The organism is Bradyrhizobium forestalis, from assembly GCF_002795245.1.
GTDB lineage: Bacteria > Pseudomonadota > Alphaproteobacteria > Rhizobiales > Xanthobacteraceae > Bradyrhizobium > Bradyrhizobium forestalis.
Window position 1 is genome coordinate 198227 of sequence record NZ_PGVG01000009.1, and the last position, 19761, is coordinate 217987.

The 19761-nt window shown below is 64.9% G+C and carries 23 protein-coding genes; 6 read left to right on the top strand and 17 right to left on the bottom strand.

What is annotated here, in order from left to right:
• Positions 1 to 486, top strand: coding sequence for a F0F1 ATP synthase subunit B family protein (locus CVM73_RS13910; protein ID WP_100232535.1), 486 nt, complete (start codon positions 1 to 3; stop codon positions 484 to 486).
• 203 nt (positions 487 to 689) lie between these two features.
• Here the strand turns inward: CVM73_RS13910 and CVM73_RS13915 are convergent, their stop codons facing one another.
• The 5 genes from CVM73_RS13915 to CVM73_RS13935 all read right to left on the bottom strand — a co-directional run bounded on the left by CVM73_RS13915 (position 690) and on the right by CVM73_RS13935 (position 5997).
• Positions 690 to 1340: a hypothetical protein gene (locus tag CVM73_RS13915; RefSeq protein WP_100232536.1), complete on the bottom strand. Its 651-nt coding sequence runs from the start codon at positions 1338 to 1340 to the stop codon at positions 690 to 692.
• Between the two features lie 134 nt (positions 1341 to 1474).
• Positions 1475 to 2062 (bottom strand): GNAT family N-acetyltransferase, encoded by a 588-nt coding sequence (locus tag CVM73_RS13920; RefSeq protein WP_100232537.1) that lies wholly within the window; start codon positions 2060 to 2062, stop codon positions 1475 to 1477.
• Positions 2063 to 2101: 39 nt separating this feature from the next.
• Complete coding sequence (locus CVM73_RS13925) at positions 2102 to 3391, bottom strand: M16 family metallopeptidase (protein WP_100232538.1); 1290 nt, start codon at positions 3389 to 3391, stop codon at positions 2102 to 2104.
• Positions 3388 to 4806: a threonine synthase gene (gene thrC / locus CVM73_RS13930; RefSeq protein ID WP_167406824.1), complete on the bottom strand. Its 1419-nt coding sequence runs from the start codon at positions 4804 to 4806 to the stop codon at positions 3388 to 3390. The genes CVM73_RS13925 and thrC overlap by 4 nt, the downstream gene beginning before the upstream one ends.
• Before the next feature lie 546 nt (positions 4807 to 5352).
• A complete protein-coding gene (locus CVM73_RS13935) occupies positions 5353 to 5997 on the bottom strand; it encodes a response regulator transcription factor (protein WP_100232540.1) in 645 nt (214 codons plus the stop codon).
• An 86-nt stretch (positions 5998 to 6083) separates the two neighbouring features.
• Here CVM73_RS13935 and CVM73_RS13940 point away from each other — a divergent pair, with 86 nt between their 5' ends.
• A complete protein-coding gene (locus CVM73_RS13940) occupies positions 6084 to 7424 on the top strand; it encodes an ATP-binding protein (protein WP_100232541.1) in 1341 nt (446 codons plus the stop codon).
• Here the strand turns inward: CVM73_RS13940 and CVM73_RS13945 are convergent.
• The 9 genes from CVM73_RS13945 to coxB all read right to left on the bottom strand — a co-directional run bounded on the left by CVM73_RS13945 (position 7421) and on the right by coxB (position 14516).
• Positions 7421 to 7786, bottom strand: a complete 366-nt coding sequence (locus CVM73_RS13945) for a nuclear transport factor 2 family protein (RefSeq protein ID WP_100232542.1) — start codon at positions 7784 to 7786, stop codon at positions 7421 to 7423. The genes CVM73_RS13940 and CVM73_RS13945 overlap by 4 nt on opposite strands.
• Positions 7787 to 7897: 111 nt before the next feature.
• Positions 7898 to 8650 (bottom strand): SURF1 family protein, encoded by a 753-nt coding sequence (locus tag CVM73_RS13950; RefSeq protein ID WP_100232543.1) that lies wholly within the window; start codon positions 8648 to 8650, stop codon positions 7898 to 7900.
• Positions 8647 to 9048, bottom strand: coding sequence for a DUF983 domain-containing protein (locus tag CVM73_RS13955; protein WP_100232544.1), 402 nt, complete (start codon positions 9046 to 9048; stop codon positions 8647 to 8649). The genes CVM73_RS13950 and CVM73_RS13955 overlap by 4 nt, the downstream gene beginning before the upstream one ends.
• Positions 9049 to 9146: 98 nt before the next feature.
• Positions 9147 to 10043 (bottom strand): cytochrome c oxidase subunit 3, encoded by an 897-nt coding sequence (locus CVM73_RS13960; RefSeq protein WP_100232545.1) that lies wholly within the window; start codon positions 10041 to 10043, stop codon positions 9147 to 9149.
• Positions 10044 to 10121: 78 nt separating this feature from the next.
• Complete coding sequence (locus CVM73_RS13965) at positions 10122 to 10775, bottom strand: cytochrome c oxidase assembly protein (protein ID WP_100232546.1); 654 nt, start codon at positions 10773 to 10775, stop codon at positions 10122 to 10124.
• Between the two features lie 5 nt (positions 10776 to 10780).
• Positions 10781 to 10957 (bottom strand): CoxF protein, encoded by a 177-nt coding sequence (locus CVM73_RS13970; protein WP_100232547.1) that lies wholly within the window; start codon positions 10955 to 10957, stop codon positions 10781 to 10783.
• The gene (locus CVM73_RS13975; protein WP_100232548.1) at positions 10954 to 11898 is read right to left on the bottom strand and encodes a heme o synthase; all 945 of its coding nucleotides are present in this window, start codon (positions 11896 to 11898) and stop codon (positions 10954 to 10956) included. Before CVM73_RS13975 ends, CVM73_RS13970 begins: the two co-directional genes overlap by 4 nt.
• Before the next feature lie 61 nt (positions 11899 to 11959).
• A complete protein-coding gene (ctaD, locus tag CVM73_RS13980) occupies positions 11960 to 13576 on the bottom strand; it encodes a cytochrome c oxidase subunit I (protein WP_100232549.1) in 1617 nt (538 codons plus the stop codon).
• Between the two features lie 85 nt (positions 13577 to 13661).
• On the bottom strand, positions 13662 to 14516 hold the full coding sequence (gene coxB, locus CVM73_RS13985) for a cytochrome c oxidase subunit II (RefSeq protein WP_100232550.1): 855 nt from the start codon (positions 14514 to 14516) through the stop codon (positions 13662 to 13664).
• Between the two features lie 459 nt (positions 14517 to 14975).
• Here coxB and CVM73_RS13990 point away from each other — a divergent pair, with 459 nt between their 5' ends.
• Positions 14976 to 15509 carry an invasion associated locus B family protein gene (locus CVM73_RS13990; protein ID WP_100232551.1) on the top strand — a complete coding sequence of 178 codons (534 nt, stop codon included), beginning with the start codon at positions 14976 to 14978 and terminating at the stop codon, positions 15507 to 15509.
• Between the two features lie 13 nt (positions 15510 to 15522).
• Here CVM73_RS13990 and CVM73_RS13995 read toward each other — a convergent pair whose 3' ends face one another.
• Complete coding sequence (locus tag CVM73_RS13995) at positions 15523 to 15855, bottom strand: DUF5615 family PIN-like protein (RefSeq protein ID WP_100232552.1); 333 nt, start codon at positions 15853 to 15855, stop codon at positions 15523 to 15525.
• Entirely contained in the window at positions 15852 to 16076 is a 225-nt protein-coding gene (locus CVM73_RS14000; protein ID WP_100232553.1) for a DUF433 domain-containing protein, read from the bottom strand. Before CVM73_RS14000 ends, CVM73_RS13995 begins: the two co-directional genes overlap by 4 nt.
• A gap of 157 nt (positions 16077 to 16233) precedes the next feature.
• Between CVM73_RS14000 and tldD the strand changes: the two genes are divergently transcribed.
• Genes tldD through CVM73_RS14015 form a run of 3 tightly spaced genes read left to right on the top strand, consistent with a single transcriptional unit; the run spans position 16234 to position 19018 of the window.
• A complete protein-coding gene (tldD, locus tag CVM73_RS14005; RefSeq protein WP_100232582.1) occupies positions 16234 to 17661 on the top strand; it encodes a metalloprotease TldD in 1428 nt (475 codons plus the stop codon).
• A complete protein-coding gene (gene lepB, locus CVM73_RS14010) occupies positions 17658 to 18434 on the top strand; it encodes a signal peptidase I (RefSeq protein WP_100232554.1) in 777 nt (258 codons plus the stop codon). Before tldD ends, lepB begins: the two co-directional genes overlap by 4 nt.
• Positions 18435 to 18445: 11 nt before the next feature.
• On the top strand, positions 18446 to 19018 hold the full coding sequence (locus CVM73_RS14015) for a nucleotidyltransferase family protein (protein WP_100232555.1): 573 nt from the start codon (positions 18446 to 18448) through the stop codon (positions 19016 to 19018).
• A 144-nt stretch (positions 19019 to 19162) separates the two neighbouring features.
• Here the strand turns inward: CVM73_RS14015 and CVM73_RS14020 are convergent, their stop codons facing one another.
• Positions 19163 to 19717: a PAN domain-containing protein gene (locus CVM73_RS14020; RefSeq protein WP_100232556.1), complete on the bottom strand. Its 555-nt coding sequence runs from the start codon at positions 19715 to 19717 to the stop codon at positions 19163 to 19165.
• Positions 19718 to 19761: the final 44 nt, after the last annotated feature.

Here is a 19761-nt window from a genome sequence, read left to right on the forward strand (position 1 = left end):
ATGTTCTTCGAACCTGAATTTTGGGTTGCCGTCGCCTTCGTGATCCTGATGGTCGTGTTTGGCTATCTCGGGATCTTCAAGACGGCGATCACCGCGCTCGATCATCGCGCCGACCGCATCAAGGCCGAGCTCGACGACGCCGCGCGCCTCAAGCAGGAGGCGGCCAAGGTGCTCGCCGACTACAAGACGCGCAGTGCCGCGGCCGAGCGTGAGGCTGCCGACATCATCGCCAACGCCAAGGCCGAAGCCGAGCGCATCGCAGCCGACGCGAAGGCGAAGATGGAAGACTTCGTCGCCCGCCGGACCAAGACCGCGGAGAGCAAGATCGCGCTCGCCGAAGCCCAGGCGCTGGCCGATGTCCGCGCCGCAGCCGCGGAAGCCGCCGTCCAGGCCGCCTCGACCATCCTGTCGCAGTCGGTCAAGGGCCAGGTCGCCGACGACCTGCTCGCCAAGGGCATCAACGAGGTTCGGCAGAAGCTGAACTGAGATTTCGGCCTTTGCACCAATCAAAAAGCCGGCGCGATGAGCGCCGGCTTTTTTGTTGCCTGAAAGACTCTCGTGTCCCGGACGTGGCGCGGCATGCAATGACGCGACGCTGAGCCGGGACCCAGTTGTGCCGCGGCGTGGGCCCCGGCTCTGCAGCGCATCGCCGAAGAGGCGCTGCGCTGCGTCCGGGGCACGAGCTCGGCCTACTTCCGCTTCCGCCCCTTCGGCTCGGGTGAAAGCGCCTGCGGGTCGAAGCCGACATAGAAGATGTAGGAATCGGCGACCGCGGCTGACGGCACCGGATAGGCCAGATCCTCGACGATGAAGCTGAAGGGCACGCTGCCGCCTTCCGACATCTGCACCGTGGTGCGGTATGCCTTCGACGCAATCACCTTCTCACCCACGCCGCCCTGCACCACCGCAATACGCAAGGGGACCTCGACGGTCGCAGGCGCACCGGCGGGACCTGCGATGACGCGGCCCTGGATGCCGATCCGGGCGGTGATATCGCCGCCGCTCCGGGCGCATTCGCGCGCCATCTTGGTGATCGTTGCCTGGAAGCGGATGTCGTTACCGACGGCCTGCTTGCCGTTCGCACCGACCGCATAGGTGGAGGCGCCGGAGCGCACGGTGACCTGCGGGCAATCGACGTCGTCCTCGGCTGGCTGGCCGGGCGCGGGCGCCGGATTTGGCTGGGCCGGCTCGTCCGGCTTGCCGCCGAACAGGCTCTTGAAGCGGTCGCTCAAGGACTGCGCCGCCGCCGGCGAGACGGACGTGAGCGCAACTGACAGCCCCAACGCGACCGCCCCCCCCCGCCGCAACGTCGTCCGCGATGACCGAAGCTTCTTCACCATCGACACCCATGCTCCATCACAACATCCGGGCCGATCCACCGACCGGACCGCGCCGTTATATCGCCAAAATCGGCGAACCCAAGGCAAGCGAACAAGGCGGGACCGTCGAGACCTTGGCCGCACGAGATCGCGGCTCAGCCGCGGAAATCCTCGTGCAGCAGTCCGAACAGCAGGTGATCCTGCCAGATCCCATTGATGCAGAGGTAACGGCGAGCCAGGCCCTCGCGGGAGAAGCCGCACTTCTCCAGCACCCGGATCGACGGCGCATTGGTCGGGATGCAGGCGGCCTCGACCCGGTGCAGATTGAGCTCGCCGAACAGCGTCGGCAGCAGCACCCGCAACGCTGCCGTCATGTAGCCGCGATGAGCATAGGGCTGTCCGATCCAGTAGCCGATGGTGCCGGCCTGGACGATGCCGCGCCGGACATTGGCCAGCGTGATGCCGCCAACCAGGGCGCCGTCGAGCTCGCGGAAGATCAGAAAAGGATAGGAACGGTCCGCGGCAATGTCCTCGGAATAGCGGCGCAGGCGACGGCGGAAGCCGGACCGGGTGAGATCGTCAGACGGCCAGATCGGCTCCCACGGCGTGAGATAGTCGCGGCTGGTCTCGCGCAAATGCGCCCATTGCAGGAAGTCCGACATTTGCGGGGCGCGCAGCAGCAGCCCGTTGCCGCGCGGCGCGAGGGCGGCGGCTCCACTGGATGGCAGGCGAAACAGGGCCATGGTGATGCTTTCCGGGGCGGTCTCGCCGTGGCGCGGCTCCTAATGCAGCCGCGCCTTGGCGCGCGCCCGGGTCAATCCTTCCGCAAAAGATACCGCCGTGTCCAGACCCCTGCCACTGCCCAATGCGACAACGGCAGGCCGGCTCCGCGCCAGCAATGCGCGCGCCGCGTCCCGCGTGGATTCGATGCTGACGGCATCGATCCGGGCCACAAGTTCCTGCGCCGTTTGCGGCCGCCCATAGGCGAGCACATGCCGGGCGAGCTGCTCGGCACGGGAGGAGCAGCTCTCCATGGCCATCAGGAGACCCGCCTTCATCTGCGCCTTGGCCCGGGCGATCTCGGCCTCAGTCAGCGTCTCCACCGAATCATTCATGATGTCGACCACGACCTCCATCATCTCCGGCGCGTCGGCCGGATCGGTGCCGGTGTAGAGGCCGAAGAAGCCGGTATCGGTGTAGGGCGCGTGGAAGGTGTAGATGGAGTAGCAGAGGCCACGCTTCTCTCGCACCTCCTGGAACAGCCGCGACGACATTCCGCCGCCGAGAATGTTGGTGAAGACCTGGAGCGAGAACAGCGACGAGTCGGTCTGCGGCACGCCCTCCAGCGCCAGCGTCAGATGCGCCTGCTCGAGCTCGCGATGCACCACCTTGCTGCCGCCCTTGCCGAACTGAGCGGTCTGCGGCTTCGGCCCCGGCGTCCCCTCGAAACTGGCAAAGCGTGTCTCGACCTCGGCGACGACTTGGCTGTGATCAACCGCGCCGGCCGCCGCCACCACCATGTCGGGCCCGCGATAATGCGTCGAGAGGTAGCCACGCAGCATGTCGCGGTTGAAGGCGCGCAGCGTCTTGGCCGTGCCGAGCAGCGAGCGGCCCATCGGCTGGTCGGGATAGCAAAGCTCGTTCAGATGCTCGAACACGACGTCGTCGGGCGTATCCTGCGCGGCACCGATCTCCTGCACGATGACGTTCTTTTCGCGCTCCAGCTCGTCGGGCTCGAAGGCGGGATTGGCGAGGATGTCGGCGAGCACGTCGAGCGCGAGCGGCACGTCGGCCTTCAGCACCCGCGCGTAATAGGACGTGGTCTCGGTCGAGGTGCCGGCATTGAGGTCGCCGCCGACCGCCTCGATCTCCTCGACGATCTCGCGCGAAGAACGCTTCGTCGTGCCCTTGAACGCCATGTGCTCGAGCAGGTGCGAGATGCCGTGCTCGTTGGGCTTTTCGTCGCGTCCGCCGACGCCGGCCCAGACGCCGAGCGCAGCAGTTTCGAGGTGGGGCATCTCGTCGGTGACGACGGTCAGGCCGGAGGCAAGCTTGGAGATCTCGACGCTCATCCGGCAACTCCCTGCTTTGCGGCGCGGCTGACCGACAGCACGAACCGCTCGACCTCGGCCTGATCGTTCTTCATCACCCTCATGTGTTCGGATTTGGTCATCAAGCCGTCGAGCCAGGCCGGCAGTTGCGGCCGCTGGCCGCAGGCCGCCTCGACAGCGTCGGGGAATTTGGCTGGATGGGCGGTGGAGAGGACGATGCTCGGCACCCTCGTGTCGGTGGTGTCGCGGTCCGCGACGGCGAGCGCCACGGCCGTATGAGGATCGACCAGCTCGCCTGCTTCGCGCCAGGCGGCGCGGATCGCAGCCGCAGTCTCGGTCTCGTCGGCGCGCCCGGCATCGAACTCCTCGCGGATCGCGGCGAGCGTCGCATCGGGCAGCACGAAACGTCCGGACTGCTTCAGCGACTCCATCAGACGGCGCACGCCTGCGGCATCGCGCCGGCTGGCCTCGAACAGCAGTCGCTCGAAATTCGAGGAGATCTGGATGTCCATCGACGGCGAGGCGGTCGCGTGCACCTCGCGCACCTCGTAAATTCCAGTCTTCAGCGTGCGCGCCAGGATGTCGTTGACGTTGGCGGCGATGCGCAGGGTGCGCACCGGCAGCCCCATGCGCTTGGCGACATAGCCGGCGAAGATGTCGCCGAAATTACCTGTCGGGACGACGAAATCGACCGCGCGCGCCGGCGCACCGACGGCGACGGCGGAGGTGAAATAGTAGACCACCTGGGCGACGATGCGCGCCCAGTTGATGGAATTGACGCCGGACAGCGAGGTCGCATCGCGGAAGCGATGGTTGTTGAACATCCCCTTCACGAGCGCCTGGCAATCGTCGAACGTGCCTTCGACGGCGAGCGCGTGCACATTGGCCGCCCCCGTCGTCGTCATCATCCGCTGCTGCACCTCGGAGATGCGGCCGTGCGGAAACAGCACGATGAGGTCCACATTCTCGAGTCCAGCAAAGGCTTCGACCGCGGCGCCGCCGGTATCGCCCGATGTCGCGACCACGATGGTGGTGCGCTGGCCGCGCTTGGCGAGCACATGGTCCATCAGCCGCGAGATCAGCTGCATCGCCACGTCCTTGAAGGCGAGCGTCGGACCGTGGAACAGCTCCAGCACGAATTGATGCGGCGACATCTGGCGCAGCGGCACCACCGCGGGATGGCGGAAGGTGGCATAGGCCTCGTTCGCCATGCGGCCGAGCTCGGCGTCCGGAATCTCGCCGCCGGCGAAGGGACGGATCACATCGACCGCGACCTCCCAATAGGGACGGCCGAAGAAGCCGGCGATCGTCTCGGTCGGGAGCTGCGGCCACGTCGCCGGCACATACAGGCCACCGTCGCGGGCAAGCCCGGTCAGCATCACGTCACAGAAGCCGAGTTCGGGGGCCTCGCCCCGGGTCGAGATATAACGAGTCAAACTGCCCTCCAAAGGCGGGCGAGCCGAAGCTTGACCCTTAAGCCTTTGATTTTACGAAACTACTTGTTAACAGCCGGAGGCTTTGAGCCACCATAGAGTGTTTTGCGGCATCGGGAAACCGCTCTTCCGGCCACCCTCGCCCAATGAAAAAGGGCTGCGGCATTGCCGCAGCCCTTCTCTTGGAAGGTCTGTCGTTGTGTGCAGACCGGTTTGCCTCGTCGGGGTCGCCGACCCGTCAAAACTGTTCTGGCAAGCTTTCGTCGCATGTCACGAAATCGTCAAGGGACAAAACCGCGCGCGCCGAAGAATGTTCCTGTTCTTCCCGGCCTACTCCGGCCCCGGCCCCAGCAACACGGCCAAGTCCTGCCGCCAAATGCCGCTTTTTCCCGAAATATTGGCGGCAGCAGGAACGAATGCAGCCTCGACCCATTGTGTCCGCGGATGGCTGTCAGCCCGTTGCCCATGGATTGCCCGGTCAACGGCGGCGGCGATCCGTCGACCGAACCGCTGCATCCTGAAGCAGCCGGTTCGGTCGCTGGCGGAGGGTTAATTCATCCCGATTTCCACTGCGATCCGGATCAGGTCGGAGTGATTCTTGGCGCCCAGCTTCTGCTTGAGCAGGGATGTGGTGTTGGCGACCGTCTTGTAGGAGATGCCGAGCGCCTCGGCGACCTCGACGATCTTGTCGCCGCGTCCAAGCAGGCGGAGAATTTCGAGCTCCCGCGGCGTCATCTGCGAGGCCGGATTGGCCTTGATCGCCGCGCCGGAAAACGTCACGGCTTCCGCAAGCTGCGGCGAGATGAAATTGTCTCCGGCGACCACCTTGCGCACCGCTTTCAGCAGGATCCTGGGATCATCGCCCTTGGAGACATAGCCCTGCGCCCCAAGCTCGACGGCCCGCACCACGAAGGCCGGATCGTCGTTCATGCTGAACATGATGATCTTGGCGCCGGGATCGTCCTTGCGGATGCGTCGCATCAGCTCGAAGCCGGAGACATCGGGCAGGCTGATGTCGATCACGGTGACGTCGGGCCGCTTGCTGACGTAAGCGCGATGTCCGGATTTGGCATCGGTCGCTTCGTCAATGCGAATTGAGTGGTCGGAAGCGAACAGGGTGCGGCAACCCGACAGCACCACGGGATGGTCGTCGACGATCAGGATCCTGGTCGCCAGCTTGGCGGTATCTTGCATCGCGCGCTCTCTTGTTTTTCGACTCATAGACCGCCGGGAAGAAATGGAAAGAGAAAATCCCGCCGATGCGCGTTAGAATTGACCTAATGTGGCAACGACTTTCGTTCCGGACGCAACTGTTTCTTCCGCTCGGCGCCAGCTTTCTCGCGGCGCTGATCTTGGGTGGCGTGTTGCTCCAGATGTTCGCGACGGGCCAATTGGCGGAGGAGAACGAGCCGCGACGGCGTTCGACGGAGGCCATCGCCGCCGCGCTCAACAACACCCTGGGCGCGTCGGACAATCCACGGCAGACGCTCGACGCCTTTGTCCATTCTTTGGACAGCTCCTCCGACATCCAATTCCGTGCCGTGGAAGCAGGTCCCACGCCATCTCCGAAGGACGATCTGCGCAAGCCGCATGGCGTGCCGCAATGGTTCATCGACCTTCTCGCCATCCCCGACATCGAGGCGGCATCCCCGGTGATGATCGACGGCAGGCGTATCGGCGACATCGTATTCCTGCCGGACATGTCGGCCGATCTGTTCGAGAAATGGATCGGCTTTCTTGCACTGGCCAGCCTGGTTGCCGTGCTGATGGTTCTTACAAGCACGATCGCCTATGTCTTGGCGGGATCTGTCCTGCGCCCCCTGCAAGATCTCGGCGAAGGTCTCACGCGAATACGACGGGGCGACTACACCAGGCCGATTCCGGTCGGGGGTCCGCCGGAAATTCGGCAAGGCTGCGAGGAGGCGAATGCGCTGGTCGCAACGCTGGCGCAATTGAGCCAGGACAATCGCGATCTGATGCACCGCCTGGTGTCGCTCCAGGATGACGAGCGGCGCGATCTCGCCCGCGAACTACACGACGAGCTCGGACCGCTGCTGTTCAGCATCCGCGCCGGCACGATCGCGCTGGCCGAGGCCTCCCAGCCATTGGGAAATCTCGGCAATTCGGCACAGGATCTGCTGCGATCGGTCGAGGCACTGCAGCAGACCAGCCGCAGGATCCTCGACCGGCTGCGGCCGCTCTATATCGAGGAACTTGGCCTTTGGACCAGCGTGCAGACCCTGCTCCGGAACTTTCGCAAGCAGGCACCGCATATCGTCCTGACAGACACGATCGATGCCGATCTGAACGTGATCGACGGGCCGTTAGCTCAGACCGTGTATCGGGTGATCCAGGAGGCACTGACCAACGTGCTCCGCCATGCCAAGGCCAGCAACGCCCATGTGCAGGCGACCGTCGTCGGCGAGACACTCATCGTCGAGATCTCCGACAATGGCGGCGGTTTTCCTGCGGGCAACATCTTCGGCCGGGGCCTGACCGGCATGCAGGAGCGCGTGCGTGCGCTCAGCGGATCGCTGTCCCTGTTGCGCGTGGATGAGCGAACTTACGTGCGCTGCCGCCTTCCGGCACGGACGACGCGGGACGCGCCGGCATCAGGCTAACACGCGCAGCCATCATGCGCGTTCTGTCGCGCCGGTTCGCACAGTGTGCTGTGGATCTTGCCATCCAGGCTGAAGCGGAACGAGGCCTGAATGCGCAGCGCGCCGGCGACGGAATATTCGAGATCGATGCCGTGGGGCGCGGGATGGATCTCCTCCAGACCGAAACCTGCCGACGAGAAGGCGCTGAGCCGCGGCTGCCAATAGGCCTCGATCTCGCTCCGGCCGCGGTAGCGCCGCGTGCCGTTACACGTGCATTCGAGCTGCGCATCGTCCGCATAGAGATCGAGCAGTGTCGCGAGGTCGCCCTTCCGGCAGGCGTCCACCCAATCAACGATAATTCCCATCTGGTCGAAATCACGCATGCCGCAATCCTGTCTGCCGCGGAAAACACCGACGGCTTAGGACCACACTCGTGAATCTATGCTGAATAATAAACCCCGGGCGATACCGGGTTCCCTCGAACTATCATGAGTTCAGCTCTGCCGCCGGCCTCTTGCCCACACGGCGAAGGCGATCAGCACGGCGCCTGCAAGCGTGAACCAGGTGACCGCATATTGCAGGTGGTCGTCCTTCAGATTCACCTCGAGCGGGCCCGGACGCGGAATGCCGTTCGCGGGCGCGGGCTGCTCGAGGTCGATATAGAACGGCGCAACCGCGCCCCAGCCGAGCGCGCTTGCGATTCCCAGATGATCGCGCACGAACCAGAGCCGCCTGTCGCGATTCTCCGCCGGCGTCAGCCAGCTTGGCGCCTCGGGAAAGCGCAGATAGCCGGTGAACGCCATCGGTTGGCCCGTGACGAGCTTCTTCACAGCGCGATCCTCGACATCGCGGTCCTGCATCGTGTTCTCGACGAAGCCCGCATCGATCGCGACCGTCTCGCCGCTGGGAAGCCGCGCCGGCAGGAACGCCCAGGTGCCCGGGCCGGAGGCGTCCTTGCGCACCGCGGAGCCGGAGGAATAGACCATCGCATCGGGCAGGGCTGCATAGGTCGCGGTGAAGCTGACGCGGCGGAATTCATCGCGGGCAGGATTCAGTGCGGGCCATTGCGCGGACGGCGGCAGCGCCGTCGGCGGCGCCGCAAGCCGTTCGGTGAGTGCCGCAATGAGCTCGTGCTTGGCTGTCCGGCGCTGCAACTGCCAGACACCGAGCGCGACGAACACAGCCGTCAGGAACAGCGTGAACAGCGCGAAGCCGGCCACGCGGGCCTTGCGCGCAGGCTCGTTCATTTCGAGCGATCGACCAACCGGCCCGGCGCCGCCTTGTGGTGGAACTGCAGCGCGATCAGCAACGATTTCATCGCACGCAGCGGCAACAGCGTGGTGGCGAGGATCAGCGGCAGCCACAGCACGGCATGCAGCCAGTACGGCGGCTGGTACTTGACCTCGACGATGAGCGCGCACGCAACAACGATCCCGCCGGCCAGCATGATGATGAAGATCGCCGGACCATCGCCGGAATCGATAAAGGCATAGTCGAGGCCGCAGCGGTCGCAAGCGGGCGCGAGCGTCAGGAAGCCTGCATAGAGCTTGCCCTGGCCGCAGCGCGGGCATTTGCAGGCAAGCCCGCGCATCGCGCTTTGCAGGACGGTGGTTTCGGACTGGGGTGTACCGGCGCTGTCGTTCATGATGGCGGACTCTATCACAGTTTCCGCCGAAACTTCCGGCGGCCGGAAAGCGAAAGGGCGGCCCCTCCGGCCGCCCTTTCTGATCGATTCGATACGGCTCAATGCGCGGCGTGGGCCATGGCCTCGGCGCCGCGTCCCCAGACGTAGATGCAGAGGAACAGGAACAGCCAGACCACGTCGACGAAGTGCCAGTACCAGGCGGCGAACTCGAAGCCGAGATGCTGCTTCGGCGTGAAATGGCCGGCATAGGCGCGGACCAGGCAGACCAGCAGGAAGATGGTGCCGACCAGCACGTGGAAGCCGTGGAAGCCGGTCGCCATGAAGAAGGTCGCGCCATAGACGTTGCCGGCGAAGGAGAACGCCGCGTGGCTGTACTCATAGGCCTGCACGCAGGTGAAGAGCGCGCCCAGGAGAACGGTGAGGATCAGGCCGTATTTCAGGCCCTGTCGATCGTTCTCGAGCAGCGCATGGTGCGCCCAGGTCACGGTGGTGCCTGACGTCAGCAGGATCAGCGTGTTCAGCAGCGGCAGATGCCAGGGGTCGAAAGTCTCGATGCCCTTCGGCGGCCAGGTGCCGGGGACCGAGCAAGCACCGGGCTGGGTGCCGAGACCACAGCCGAACACCGCATCGCGGGTGGCGTGGACAGCGTCGGCCGGAAACAGCGCCGCGTTGAAATAAGCCCAGAACCAGGCGACGAAGAACATCACCTCGGAGGCGATGAACAGGATCATGCCGTAGCGGTGATGCAGCTGCACGACGCGGGTATGGTCGCCCTTGTACTGGGCCTCCTTGATCACGTCGCCCCACCAGCTCGCCATGGTGTAGAGCACGCCCACGGTGCCGACGCCGAACACGATCGGCGCCGCGGAGAACATGTGGTGCATCCAGGCGATCGCGCCGACCGCCATGATGAAAGCCGAAAGCGAGCCGACGGCCGGCCACGGAGAGGGATCGACCAGGTGATAGTCGTGATGCTTGGTGTGCGCCGTGGCCATTTCCGTCTCTCTCCTCAATCCCGTGCCTATCAGGCACTTATCCCCTTGTTTCCAACCGCCTGAGCGTGAGCCCGGCGGTCAAAGATTTCCCTTGCGTTTGTCGTCCTCGCTGGCGGCGAGCGGCTTCACCACCGGATCCTTCACCGGATAGAACGTGTAGGACAGCGTGATCGTATTCAGCCCGTCATTCTCGTGGTCCTCGGCGATCGAGGGATCGACGTAGAACACGACCGGCATCTCGCGCTTCTCGCCGGGCGCCATGGTCTGCTCGGTGAAGCAGAAGCAGTTGATCTTCTGGAAGTAGGAGCCGACCGTCAGCGGCGCGACGTTGTAGGCGGCCTGGCCCGCAGTGGTTCGCGCGGCCTGGTTGGTCACGGTGTAGAAGACAGTCACGACCTGGCCGATATTGACCTCGATCTCGCTCTGCTCCGGCTCGAACTTCCAGGGCAGGCCGGGCGCGACGTTGGAATCGAAGCGCACCGAGATCTTCCGCGCAATCGGGCCGTTGGCCGGCGCCGAGGTCGCAACCTGCGTCGTGCCGTTGAAGCCGGTGGCACGGCAGAACCAGTTGTAGAACGGCACCGCCGCGTAGGAAGCACCGACCATCAGCGCGACCACGCCGCCGCAGATCGAGGCGACCACCACGTCGCGCCCCAGCCCGCGGCCCTTGGCCGGCTTAAGATTGGCCGGCTTGGCGCTGACGTCCCGCGATATGGTCGGCTCGTGATCCATGTTTCCTACATCGGCCGCACGAGAACTGCCGGTCCCTTGACCATGGTGACGGCGAAGAACAGCACCACGAGCACGCCGAGCGCCAAGGCGATGGCAATGGAGCGCTGACGACGGCTCTTCCGTTGCGCCTCGGTGAGGACGATTCCATCTGGCTCGCGTTTGTCGGCCATCGCTGTGATCATGCGCCCCCTGCCATCGGCGCCAGCGCCCGGAATACGACCTCGGCCAGCAAGGTCGCGAACAGGGCGAACAGATACAGGATCGAGAAGGCAAACAGCTTGCGGGTCGCGCGCAGCGACTGGCTACGCTCGCGGCGCATATAGACGTTGATCGCGAGCACCAGCATGCCGGCGCCGAGGATCAGCGAGACGACGCCGTAGACGGCGTCGAAATAGCCGAGGGCCCAGGGCGCAGCGGCGACCGCGATCAGCACGATGGTGTAGAGCAGGATCTGCAGCCGCGTCGCATCGGGACCGGCGACGTTCGGCAGCATCGGAATGCCGGCGCGCGCATAGTCGTCGGAGCGGAACAGCGCCAGCGCCCAGAAATGCGGCGGGGTCCAGAAGAAGATGATGGCGAACAGCAGCAGCGGCTCGACATCGACCGTGCCCGTCACCGCGGCCCAGGCCACCACCGGCGGCAGCGCGCCGGCCGCGCCGCCGATCACGATGTTCTGCGCGGTCCAGCGCTTCAGCCACATCGTGTAGATCACCACGTAGAAGAAGATGGTGAAGGCGAGCAGTGCGCCCGCGATCCAGTTGACGAGGATGCCGAGCGTCATCACCGAGAAGAAGGCGAGCGTCATGCCGAACGCCATGGCTTCTGGACGGGTGATGCGGCCGCGCGGGATCGGCCGGTTCGCCGTGCGCGACATCTTGGCGTCGATGTCGCCTTCGAGCGCCATGTTGAGTGCCCCGGAGGCGCCGGCACCGACCGCGATGCAGAGCAGCGAGGTGATCGCCAGCACGGGGTGGAAATGCCCGGGCGCCATCGCCATCCCGACCAGCGCGGTGAAGATCACCAGCGACATCACCCGCGGCTTCAAGAGCGCGATGTAATCGCGGACCTCCGCTTCGGAGATGCGGGGATTGATGTCGATGGCGTTGTGGTCGAGGACGGACACTTAGATCTACTCGCTTCGTTATAGCGCCGCGGCGCCCGTCACGGGCGCCGCGGCTGATTGCTCACTGCACGCGGGGCAGCACTTCGAACTGGTGGAACGGCGGCGGCGAGGACAGCGTCCACTCCAGCGTGGTCGCGCCGGCACCCCAGGGATTGTCACCCGCCGGCACCTTGCGGGCGAAGGCATCGATCACGCAGTACAGGAAGATCAAGACGCCGAAGCCGGAGATGTAGGAGCCGACCGACGAGACCAGATTCCAGCCCGAGAAAGCGTCGGGATAGTCGACATAGCGGCGCGGCATGCCGGACAGGCCGAGGAAGTGCTGCGGGAAGAACACCAGGTTGACACCGACGAAGGTAACCCAGAAGTGCAGCTTGGCGAGGCTCTCATTGTACATGTAGCCCGACATCTTCGGGAACCAGTAGTACCAGCCCGCGAAGATCGCGAACACCGCACCGAGCGACAGCACGTAATGGAAGTGCGCGACGACGTAGTAGGTCTCCTGGAGCACGCGATCGACACCCGCGTTCGCCAGCACGACGCCGGTGACGCCGCCGATCGTGAACAGGAAGATGAAGCCGACCGCCCAGATCATCGGGGCGCGGAATTCGATCGAGCCGCCCCACATCGTGGCGACCCAGGAGAAGATCTTCACGCCGGTCGGAACGGCGATGACCATCGTGGCCGCGACGAAGTAGGCCTGCGTCGCCGAGGACATGCCGACCGTGTACATGTGGTGCGCCCACACCACGAAGCCGATGCCGCCGATCGCGACCATGGCGTAGGCCATGCCGAGATAGCCGAACACGGGCTTGCGCGAGAAGGTCGAGACGATCTGGCTGATCATGCCGAAGCCGGGCAGGATCAGGATGTACACCTCGGGGTGACCGAAGAACCAGAACAGATGCTGGAACAGCACGGGGTCGCCGCCGCCGTCGGGCGCGAAGAACGTCGTGCCGAAATTGCGGTCGGTGAGCAGCATGGTGATCGCACCGGCGAGCACCGGCAGCGACAACAGCAGCAGGAACACCGTCACCAGGATCGACCACACGAACAGCGGCATCTTGTGCAGGGTCATGCCCGGCGCGCGCATGTTGAAGATGGTGGTGATGAAGTTGATGGCGCCGAGGATCGACGAGGCGCCCGCCAGATGCAGCGACAGGATCGCGAAGTCGACGGCCGGGCCCGGATGGCCGGAGCTCGATAGCGGCACGTACATGGTCCAGCCGGCGCCGACGCCGTTGGCGCCCGGCTCGCCCTCGACGAACGTCGACATCAAGAGCAGCGCGAAGGACGCCGGCAGCAGCCAGAACGAGATGTTGTTCATGCGCGGGAACGCCATGTCGGGCGCGCCGATCATCAGCGGCACGAACCAGTTGCCGAAGCCGCCGATCATCGCGGGCATGACCATGAAGAAGATCATGATCAGGCCGTGCGAGGTCACGAAGACGTTGTAGGTGTGCGTCTCGTGAAATATCTGCACGCCCGGATACATCAGCTCGGCACGGATCGCGATCGACATCGCGGCGCCGATCACGCCGGCGATGACCGCGAAGACCAGGTACATCGTGCCGATGTCCTTGTGGTTGGTCGAATAGACGTAGCGCCGCCATCCGGTCGGATGGGCATGCTCGTCATGATGCGCGTGATCGCCGTGTGCCGCTGCGCTCGTTGCCATTTTCAAATCCTGCCTTGCGTCCCATTCGGACCTTTGGAGGTCCCGCCCTTTGTCGCTTTCAGTCCCTCAAGCCGTCACCCGACGCCTACTGCGTCGGGCCGGCCGCGGAGGCGTAGGTGCTGGTGCCGCCGCTCGCATATTTCTTCTTCGCCGTCTCGACCCAGGAGGCGAACTCCTGGTCGCTCACCACACGCACGGCGATCGGCATGAACGCATGATCCTTGCCGCACAGTTCCGAGCACTGACCGTAGTACATGCCGGTCTTGGTGGCCTTGAACCAGGTCTCGTTCAGACGCCCCGGAATGGCGTCGATCTTGATGCCGAAAGCCGGCACCGCGAAGGCATGGATGACGTCGGCGCCGGTGGTCTGGACGCGAATCACCTTGTTGACAGGCACCACCATCTCGTTGTCGACGCCGAGCAGGCGGGGCTGCTTGTCCTGCGCCATCAGCGAGTCGAATTCGAACTTGCCGTTATCCGGATAGGCATAGGACCAGTACCACTGCTTGCCGGTCGCCTTGATGGTCAGATCCGCCTTCGGCACGTCGAGCTCCAGGAACAGAAGCCGGAACGACGGCACCGAGATGCCGACCAGGATCAGCACCGGAACGAGCGTCCAGGCCACCTCGATCAGCGTGTTGTGGGTGGTCCGCGACGGCACCGGATTGGCCTTCGCGTTGAACTTGATGACCACGATCACGAGCAGCGCCAGAACGAACAGCGTGATCAGGGTGATCAGCACGAACAGGAAATTGTGGAACCAGACGATATTGTCCATCACCGGGGAACCGGACTGCTGAAGCGTCCACTCCCACGGCGCCGGCTGTCCGAGCTCGGCGAATGCCGCACCACCCGTCGCCAGCGTGACGCCAGCCGCCACCAAGGCGATGGTGGCCAATCCCAGCAATTGCCGGCCCACCCGACCCATCGACATCCTCATGCCGTTCGCGCTCCCCTTACGAAATCACCCCAAGTGCGCTCCCCTGTTTCCGGGAAACGCTTATTCGACCCGCCAGTCCGACAAACCGCCACGCAAGAATACCTCTAAGAGGAATTGGGGCCAGATCGCTAGAACGCGAAATCAAGCCTCTCAAACCATAATTCTTGATCTATCGCAATGCAGTCTTGAGCCTGGTCTGCCAGCCATCACCGGCAGGATATTTCCCAGCAACATCAGACAAAAATACCGTTTCCCGGGACGCTGCGGCTTGACAGCGGAATTGCCCGCGGTAGGCACTGGCAGACAGCCGCGCAGGAGCCTGATTCGTGCGGGCAATGGCGGTGTGGGCGGCGCGGAATTTGCTTGGGAATCGCCTTCAAGGCGCCGTCATTTCCGTATCAGTCCGCCAGATCAGTCCGCCAAGCGCGAGCGAGGAAGGCGAGCAGAGGGACCGACCCGATGGGGCTTTCGAGATCGATGGCAAGGCCGGCGAACGGCCTCCCGGCGCTGGCCGCCCTCCTGGCTGCGATCGTCCTGCTGGCGCTTCCGGGCCTTGCCCATGCGCAGGGCGCGGTACGCTCCGTCCATGGCGACTGGCAGATCCGCTGCGACACCCCGCCGGGCGCCCAGACCGAGCAATGCGCCCTGATCCAGAGCGTGGTGGCGGAAGACCGCTCCAATGCCGGCCTGACCGTGATCGTGCTCAAGACCGCCGACCAGAAGAGCCGCCTGATGCGCGTGGTCGCCCCGCTCGGAGTCCTGTTGCCCTCCGGCCTCGGACTCAAGCTCGACAACCAGGACGTCGGCCGCGCCGGCTTCGTCCGCTGCCTCCCCAACGGCTGCGTCGCCGAGGTCGTCCTCGAAGACAAGCTGCTCGGCCAGCTCCGCAGCGCCAAGACCGCGACCTTCATCATCTTCGAAACCCCGGAAGAGGGGATCGGTTTTCCGCTCAGCCTGAACGGGCTGGGTGAGGGCTATGACAAGCTGCCGTAGGGGTGAGGCGGACCTAGTAAATCTCTAGGCACGCCGTGCTGTCATCGCCCTCAAAGGACTGAATTGTCGGTGCGTGTCGGCGAAGTAGGTCAGCGATCATTGCGGTCGTTTGATTGCCAGCCCGAAGCCAGATCACCTTCGGCGGAGAACCCAGCAGACCCGCCAGCTCGGCTAAATCGACGTCCTGAGTCACGATCGCAAAGCCATTTGCCTTCGCGAACTCCCAAAGCGCGCGGTCAGGCACTTCGGATAGTCCATGAGACCCGACGTGACTGGAATCCGGAAAAAGATCGCCGATCATCTGGCAAAGCTTGAAGCTGAGGTTCTGATCGAACAGCAGCCTCATATCGGCGCGGTCACCAATCGCCTCTCGCGGTCGGCGGCATAGGCGAGGCAAGCCCGGATATCGTCCTCGGTCAACTCCGGAAAGTCATCGAGGATTTGGGCATGCGTCTGACCGGCAGCAAGCCAGCCGAGCACGTCCGCCACGGTAATCCGCATGTGGCGGATGCAGGGTCGTCCTCCACGTTTTCCCGGCTCAATGGAGATGATGTCTCGGTAATTCATGGTGGTACGATATCATTGATCCATATCCGATGCAGCAACGGGATCAGGGCACTTGGTCCAGCCAATCCTATCGTTTCCGTAATGTGACGCCCCGCCCCTCGCGGAACCGGTCCGAAACCATTATCTTGCCCCACATCTTCCGCTAATGGACGGACGCATGACCAACCCTGCCACAACCTCCCTGCTCGACCGTGCCAATCTCGACCGCGACCAGGTTCGCCACGAGATCGCGCGCGGGCTTTCGGGCTCTGACGACGGCGAGCTGTTCCTGGAATACAGCCAGACTGAAGCGCTGATGTTCGACAATGGGCGGCTGAAGCAGGCGACCTATGACACCTCGCAGGGCTTTGGCCTGCGCGCCGTCAAGGACGACGCGGTCGGCTATGCGCATTCCTCCGACGTGTCGCTGCCGGCGCTGATTCGCGCTGCCGACGCAGTCGCAGCCGTGCGCGGCGGTTACTCCGGCAGCTTCGCCGCTCCGCCCCCGCACACCAATGTCCGCCTTTATGGCGACGACAATCCGCTCGATGCCCCCGGCTTCGAGACAAAAGTAAAACTGCTCGCCGAGATCGACGCTTACCTGCGCGACAAGGATCCGCGGGTGCGGCAGGTCAGCGTGAGTCTCGGTGCGACCTGGCAGATGATTGAAATCCTGCGGCCCGACGGCGAGAGCTATCGCGACATCCGCCCGCTCGTGCGCGTCAACATTTCCGTCGTCGCCGGCCAGGGCGATCGCCAAGAGAGCGGCAGCAAGGGCTATGGCGGCCGCGCCGGCTATGCCGAATTCATCGAGAGCAGGAGCTGGCGCGACGCCGCCGACGGCGCGCTGCGCGAAGCGCTGGTCAACCTGGAATCGATTCCCGCCCCCGCCGGCGAAATGGACGTCGTGCTCGGCGCCGGCTGGCCCGGCGTGATGCTGCATGAAGCGGTCGGCCATGGCCTCGAGGGCGACTTCAACCGCAAGAAGACGTCGGCGTTTGCCGGCCTGATGGGCCAGCAGGTCGCGGCCAAGGGCGTCACCGTGGTCGATGACGGCACCATGGCCTCGCGCCGCGGCTCGCTGTCGATCGACGACGAGGGCACGCCGACCAATCGCACCGTGCTGATCGAGGACGGCATCCTCGTCGGCTACATGCAGGACCGCCAGAACGCGCGTCTCATGAACATGAAGCCGACCGGCAACGGCCGCCGCCAGGGCTACGCCCATGTGCCGATGCCGCGCATGACCAACACCTACATGCTCGCGGGCGACCGCGATCCGGCCGAGATCCTCGCCTCGGTCAAGAACGGCGTGTTCGCCGCGAATTTCGGCGGCGGCCAGGTCGACATCACCTCGGGCAAGTACGTGTTCCAGTGCACCGAGGCCTACAAGATCGAGAACGGCAAGCTGGGCGCGCCGCTGAAGGGCGCCATGCTGATCGGCAACGGACCGACCGACCTGCATCGCATCCGCATGATCGGCAACGACCTTGCGCTCGATACCGGCATCGGCACCTGCGGCAAGAACGGTCAGGGCGTGCCTGTCGGCGTCGGCCAGCCGTCGCTGCTGATGGAGCGCATCACGGTGGGTGGAACGGGCGCATGAGCATCGAGAAGGCAACGGTCACCCCGAAGCGGAAAAGCAGCGGCTGGGGTGGCCAACTCGTGCAGCTCGCCGGCATCGTCGCCGCCGTCTTCATCGCCAAGGGCGCGCTCGCCGAGCCGTTCTACGTGCCGTCGGGCTCGATGGAGCCGACACTGTTGATCGGCGATGCGCTGCTCGCCTCGAAATTCCCCTATGGCTACGGCACCTCGTCGCTACCGATTCAGATCAGCCTGCCCGAGAGCGGCCGCGTCTTCGCGGAGACGCCGAAGCTCGGTGACGTCGTGGTATTCCGCTGGCCCGGCGATCGCTCGCAGGCCTGGGTCAAGCGCGTCGTGGGTCTGCCCGGCGACCGCATCCAGATGCGGCAGGGCCAGCTCTTCATCAACGACCGTCCCGCCGAGCTGAAGCCCGACGGCGTCGGCGCGGCCGAGGACGACCATGGCGGCAGCGAGCCTGCCTATCGCTATATCGAGACGCTGCCGAACGGCGTCTCGCATCTGATCTTCAAGATGCGCGACAGCGGTCCGCTCGACAACACGCCCGAAGTGACGGTGCCGGCCGGCCATCTCTTCGTGCTCGGCGATAACCGCGACAATTCCGCCGACAGCCGCGTGCCGCTGCGCTCCGGCGGCGTCGGCCTGTTGCCGATCGACAATCTGATCGGCCGTGCGGATGCCGTGCTTGGCTCCTGGGATCTCGGCATCCGCGGCCAGCCGGTGTGGACCTGGCTGTCCGGATTCAGGCTCGCGCGGTTCTTCACCGCCGTGCATTGACTGGTCGCAGGGTGAGCAAGGACGAATTCCTCACCCTCGCCTTACGCAATCCGGTCAACGTCGCGATTCTCGACGAGCTGCACCGCCTCGCGCTGCCGGATGCTTGGCTGGTCGCAGGTTGCCTGGTGCAGACGGTGTGGAACGTGCTCACCGGCCGTCCGATCGGTCACGGCATCGCCGACTACGACGTGTTCTATTTCGATCCCGATACCTCATGGGAGGCGGAAGACACAGTGATCCGCACCCTGCATGCGCGGCTCGCGCATCTCGGCGCCAAGGTCGAGATCCGCAACCAGGCGCGGGTGCATCTGTGGTACCCCGGCAAGCACGGCCTGCCCTATCCGCCACTGACGCGCTCGACTGATGGTATCGACCGCTTCCTCACGGAGAATACGCAACTGGGGGTCCGACCCGCGGCTGATGGGAATTTCGACGTCTACGCGCCCCACGGATTCGATGACGTCGCAAAACTGATCGTGCGGCCCAACCGCGCGCCAAATTTTTCCATCGCCAATTACGAGGCGAAGGCCGCGCGATGGAAGACGCTGTGGCCGGAGCTCACGGTGATCGCGGCGGGAGCATAAGCCCGACGTGTCCCGGACAAGGCGCATCGTGAAACGATGCGGCGCAGAGCCGGGACCCAGAACGCTACGTCGCTCGCTGCTGCATGGGCCCCGGCTCTGCAGCGCAGCGCTGAAGGAGCGCCGCGCTGCGTCCGGGGCACAGGTCTACCGCACCACGCCCGACGTGAACCCCGCCTTGCGGCGCGGCGGCTTGATTTCCTTCTTCAGGAAGCAGCGCGCCTCACGCCCGGTGTAGCCGGGGCGGGCATACGTGAAGGCGCGGCATTTGTTGTCGGCAGTGCAGGCGGCCTTGCAGGCCTCTACGCTTTCGCCGTCCTTGGGCTCGAAATTACGCAAATCGCCGCCAGGGCGGTCGATCGACGTCTCGACGCCCTCGACGCGCGGCTCGATCACGCCGGCGCCGCGCACCCCCGAGATGCAGCAACTTCCCGGCACCCGTGCCGGCACGGTGTTCTTCAGCCAGCACACCGCCGCGGCGCCGTCGACGTCGGGATAGCTGAAGCTCCAAGAGCGGCAGCGGCGATCACGCTCGCACAGCAGCGCGCAATCCTCGGGATCGCCCGAGGTGACCGGCGTGCTGAAATAGTCGCCGCCGGGGCGATCGAACGCCGTCTGGGCACGGGCCGGCGCGCTCGCAACTGCGAGCGAAATCAGCGTGACACATGCAACGACGCCCCCGCACAGGCGGCCCTTCCCCATCGGAACAGCTTTCGAGTTATTGACGACGCTCAGGTTTTTTCAGC

What these genes read in the sequence shown, in the direction of transcription:
- CVM73_RS13940 (WP_100232541.1), top strand. Translation starts at nt 6,084, where the DNA reads ATGTGGCAACGACTTTCGTTCCGGACGCAACTGTTTCTTCCGCTCGGC.
- CVM73_RS13990 (WP_100232551.1), top strand. Translation starts at nt 14,976, where the DNA reads ATGGGGCTTTCGAGATCGATGGCAAGGCCGGCGAACGGCCTCCCGGCG.
- CVM73_RS14020 (WP_100232556.1), bottom strand. Translation starts at nt 19,717, where the DNA reads ATGGGGAAGGGCCGCCTGTGCGGGGGCGTCGTTGCATGTGTCACGCTG.
- tldD (WP_100232582.1), top strand. Translation starts at nt 16,234, where the DNA reads ATGACCAACCCTGCCACAACCTCCCTGCTCGACCGTGCCAATCTCGAC.
- ctaD (WP_100232549.1), bottom strand. Translation starts at nt 13,576, where the DNA reads ATGGCAACGAGCGCAGCGGCACACGGCGATCACGCGCATCATGACGAG.
- CVM73_RS13925 (WP_100232538.1), bottom strand. Translation starts at nt 3,391, where the DNA reads ATGAGCGTCGAGATCTCCAAGCTTGCCTCCGGCCTGACCGTCGTCACC.
- CVM73_RS13965 (WP_100232546.1), bottom strand. Translation starts at nt 10,775, where the DNA reads ATGGATCACGAGCCGACCATATCGCGGGACGTCAGCGCCAAGCCGGCC.
- CVM73_RS13920 (WP_100232537.1), bottom strand. Translation starts at nt 2,062, where the DNA reads ATGGCCCTGTTTCGCCTGCCATCCAGTGGAGCCGCCGCCCTCGCGCCG.
- coxB (WP_100232550.1), bottom strand. Translation starts at nt 14,516, where the DNA reads ATGAGGATGTCGATGGGTCGGGTGGGCCGGCAATTGCTGGGATTGGCC.
- CVM73_RS13995 (WP_100232552.1), bottom strand. Translation starts at nt 15,855, where the DNA reads ATGAGGCTGCTGTTCGATCAGAACCTCAGCTTCAAGCTTTGCCAGATG.
- CVM73_RS14000 (WP_100232553.1), bottom strand. Translation starts at nt 16,076, where the DNA reads ATGAATTACCGAGACATCATCTCCATTGAGCCGGGAAAACGTGGAGGA.
- CVM73_RS13970 (WP_100232547.1), bottom strand. Translation starts at nt 10,957, where the DNA reads ATGATCACAGCGATGGCCGACAAACGCGAGCCAGATGGAATCGTCCTC.
- lepB (WP_100232554.1), top strand. Translation starts at nt 17,658, where the DNA reads ATGAGCATCGAGAAGGCAACGGTCACCCCGAAGCGGAAAAGCAGCGGC.
- CVM73_RS13935 (WP_100232540.1), bottom strand. Translation starts at nt 5,997, where the DNA reads ATGCAAGATACCGCCAAGCTGGCGACCAGGATCCTGATCGTCGACGAC.
- CVM73_RS13960 (WP_100232545.1), bottom strand. Translation starts at nt 10,043, where the DNA reads ATGGCCACGGCGCACACCAAGCATCACGACTATCACCTGGTCGATCCC.
- CVM73_RS13910 (WP_100232535.1), top strand. Translation starts at nt 1, where the DNA reads ATGTTCTTCGAACCTGAATTTTGGGTTGCCGTCGCCTTCGTGATCCTG.
- CVM73_RS13915 (WP_100232536.1), bottom strand. Translation starts at nt 1,340, where the DNA reads ATGGTGAAGAAGCTTCGGTCATCGCGGACGACGTTGCGGCGGGGGGGG.
- CVM73_RS13950 (WP_100232543.1), bottom strand. Translation starts at nt 8,650, where the DNA reads ATGAACGAGCCTGCGCGCAAGGCCCGCGTGGCCGGCTTCGCGCTGTTC.
- CVM73_RS13945 (WP_100232542.1), bottom strand. Translation starts at nt 7,786, where the DNA reads ATGCGTGATTTCGACCAGATGGGAATTATCGTTGATTGGGTGGACGCC.
- CVM73_RS13955 (WP_100232544.1), bottom strand. Translation starts at nt 9,048, where the DNA reads ATGAACGACAGCGCCGGTACACCCCAGTCCGAAACCACCGTCCTGCAA.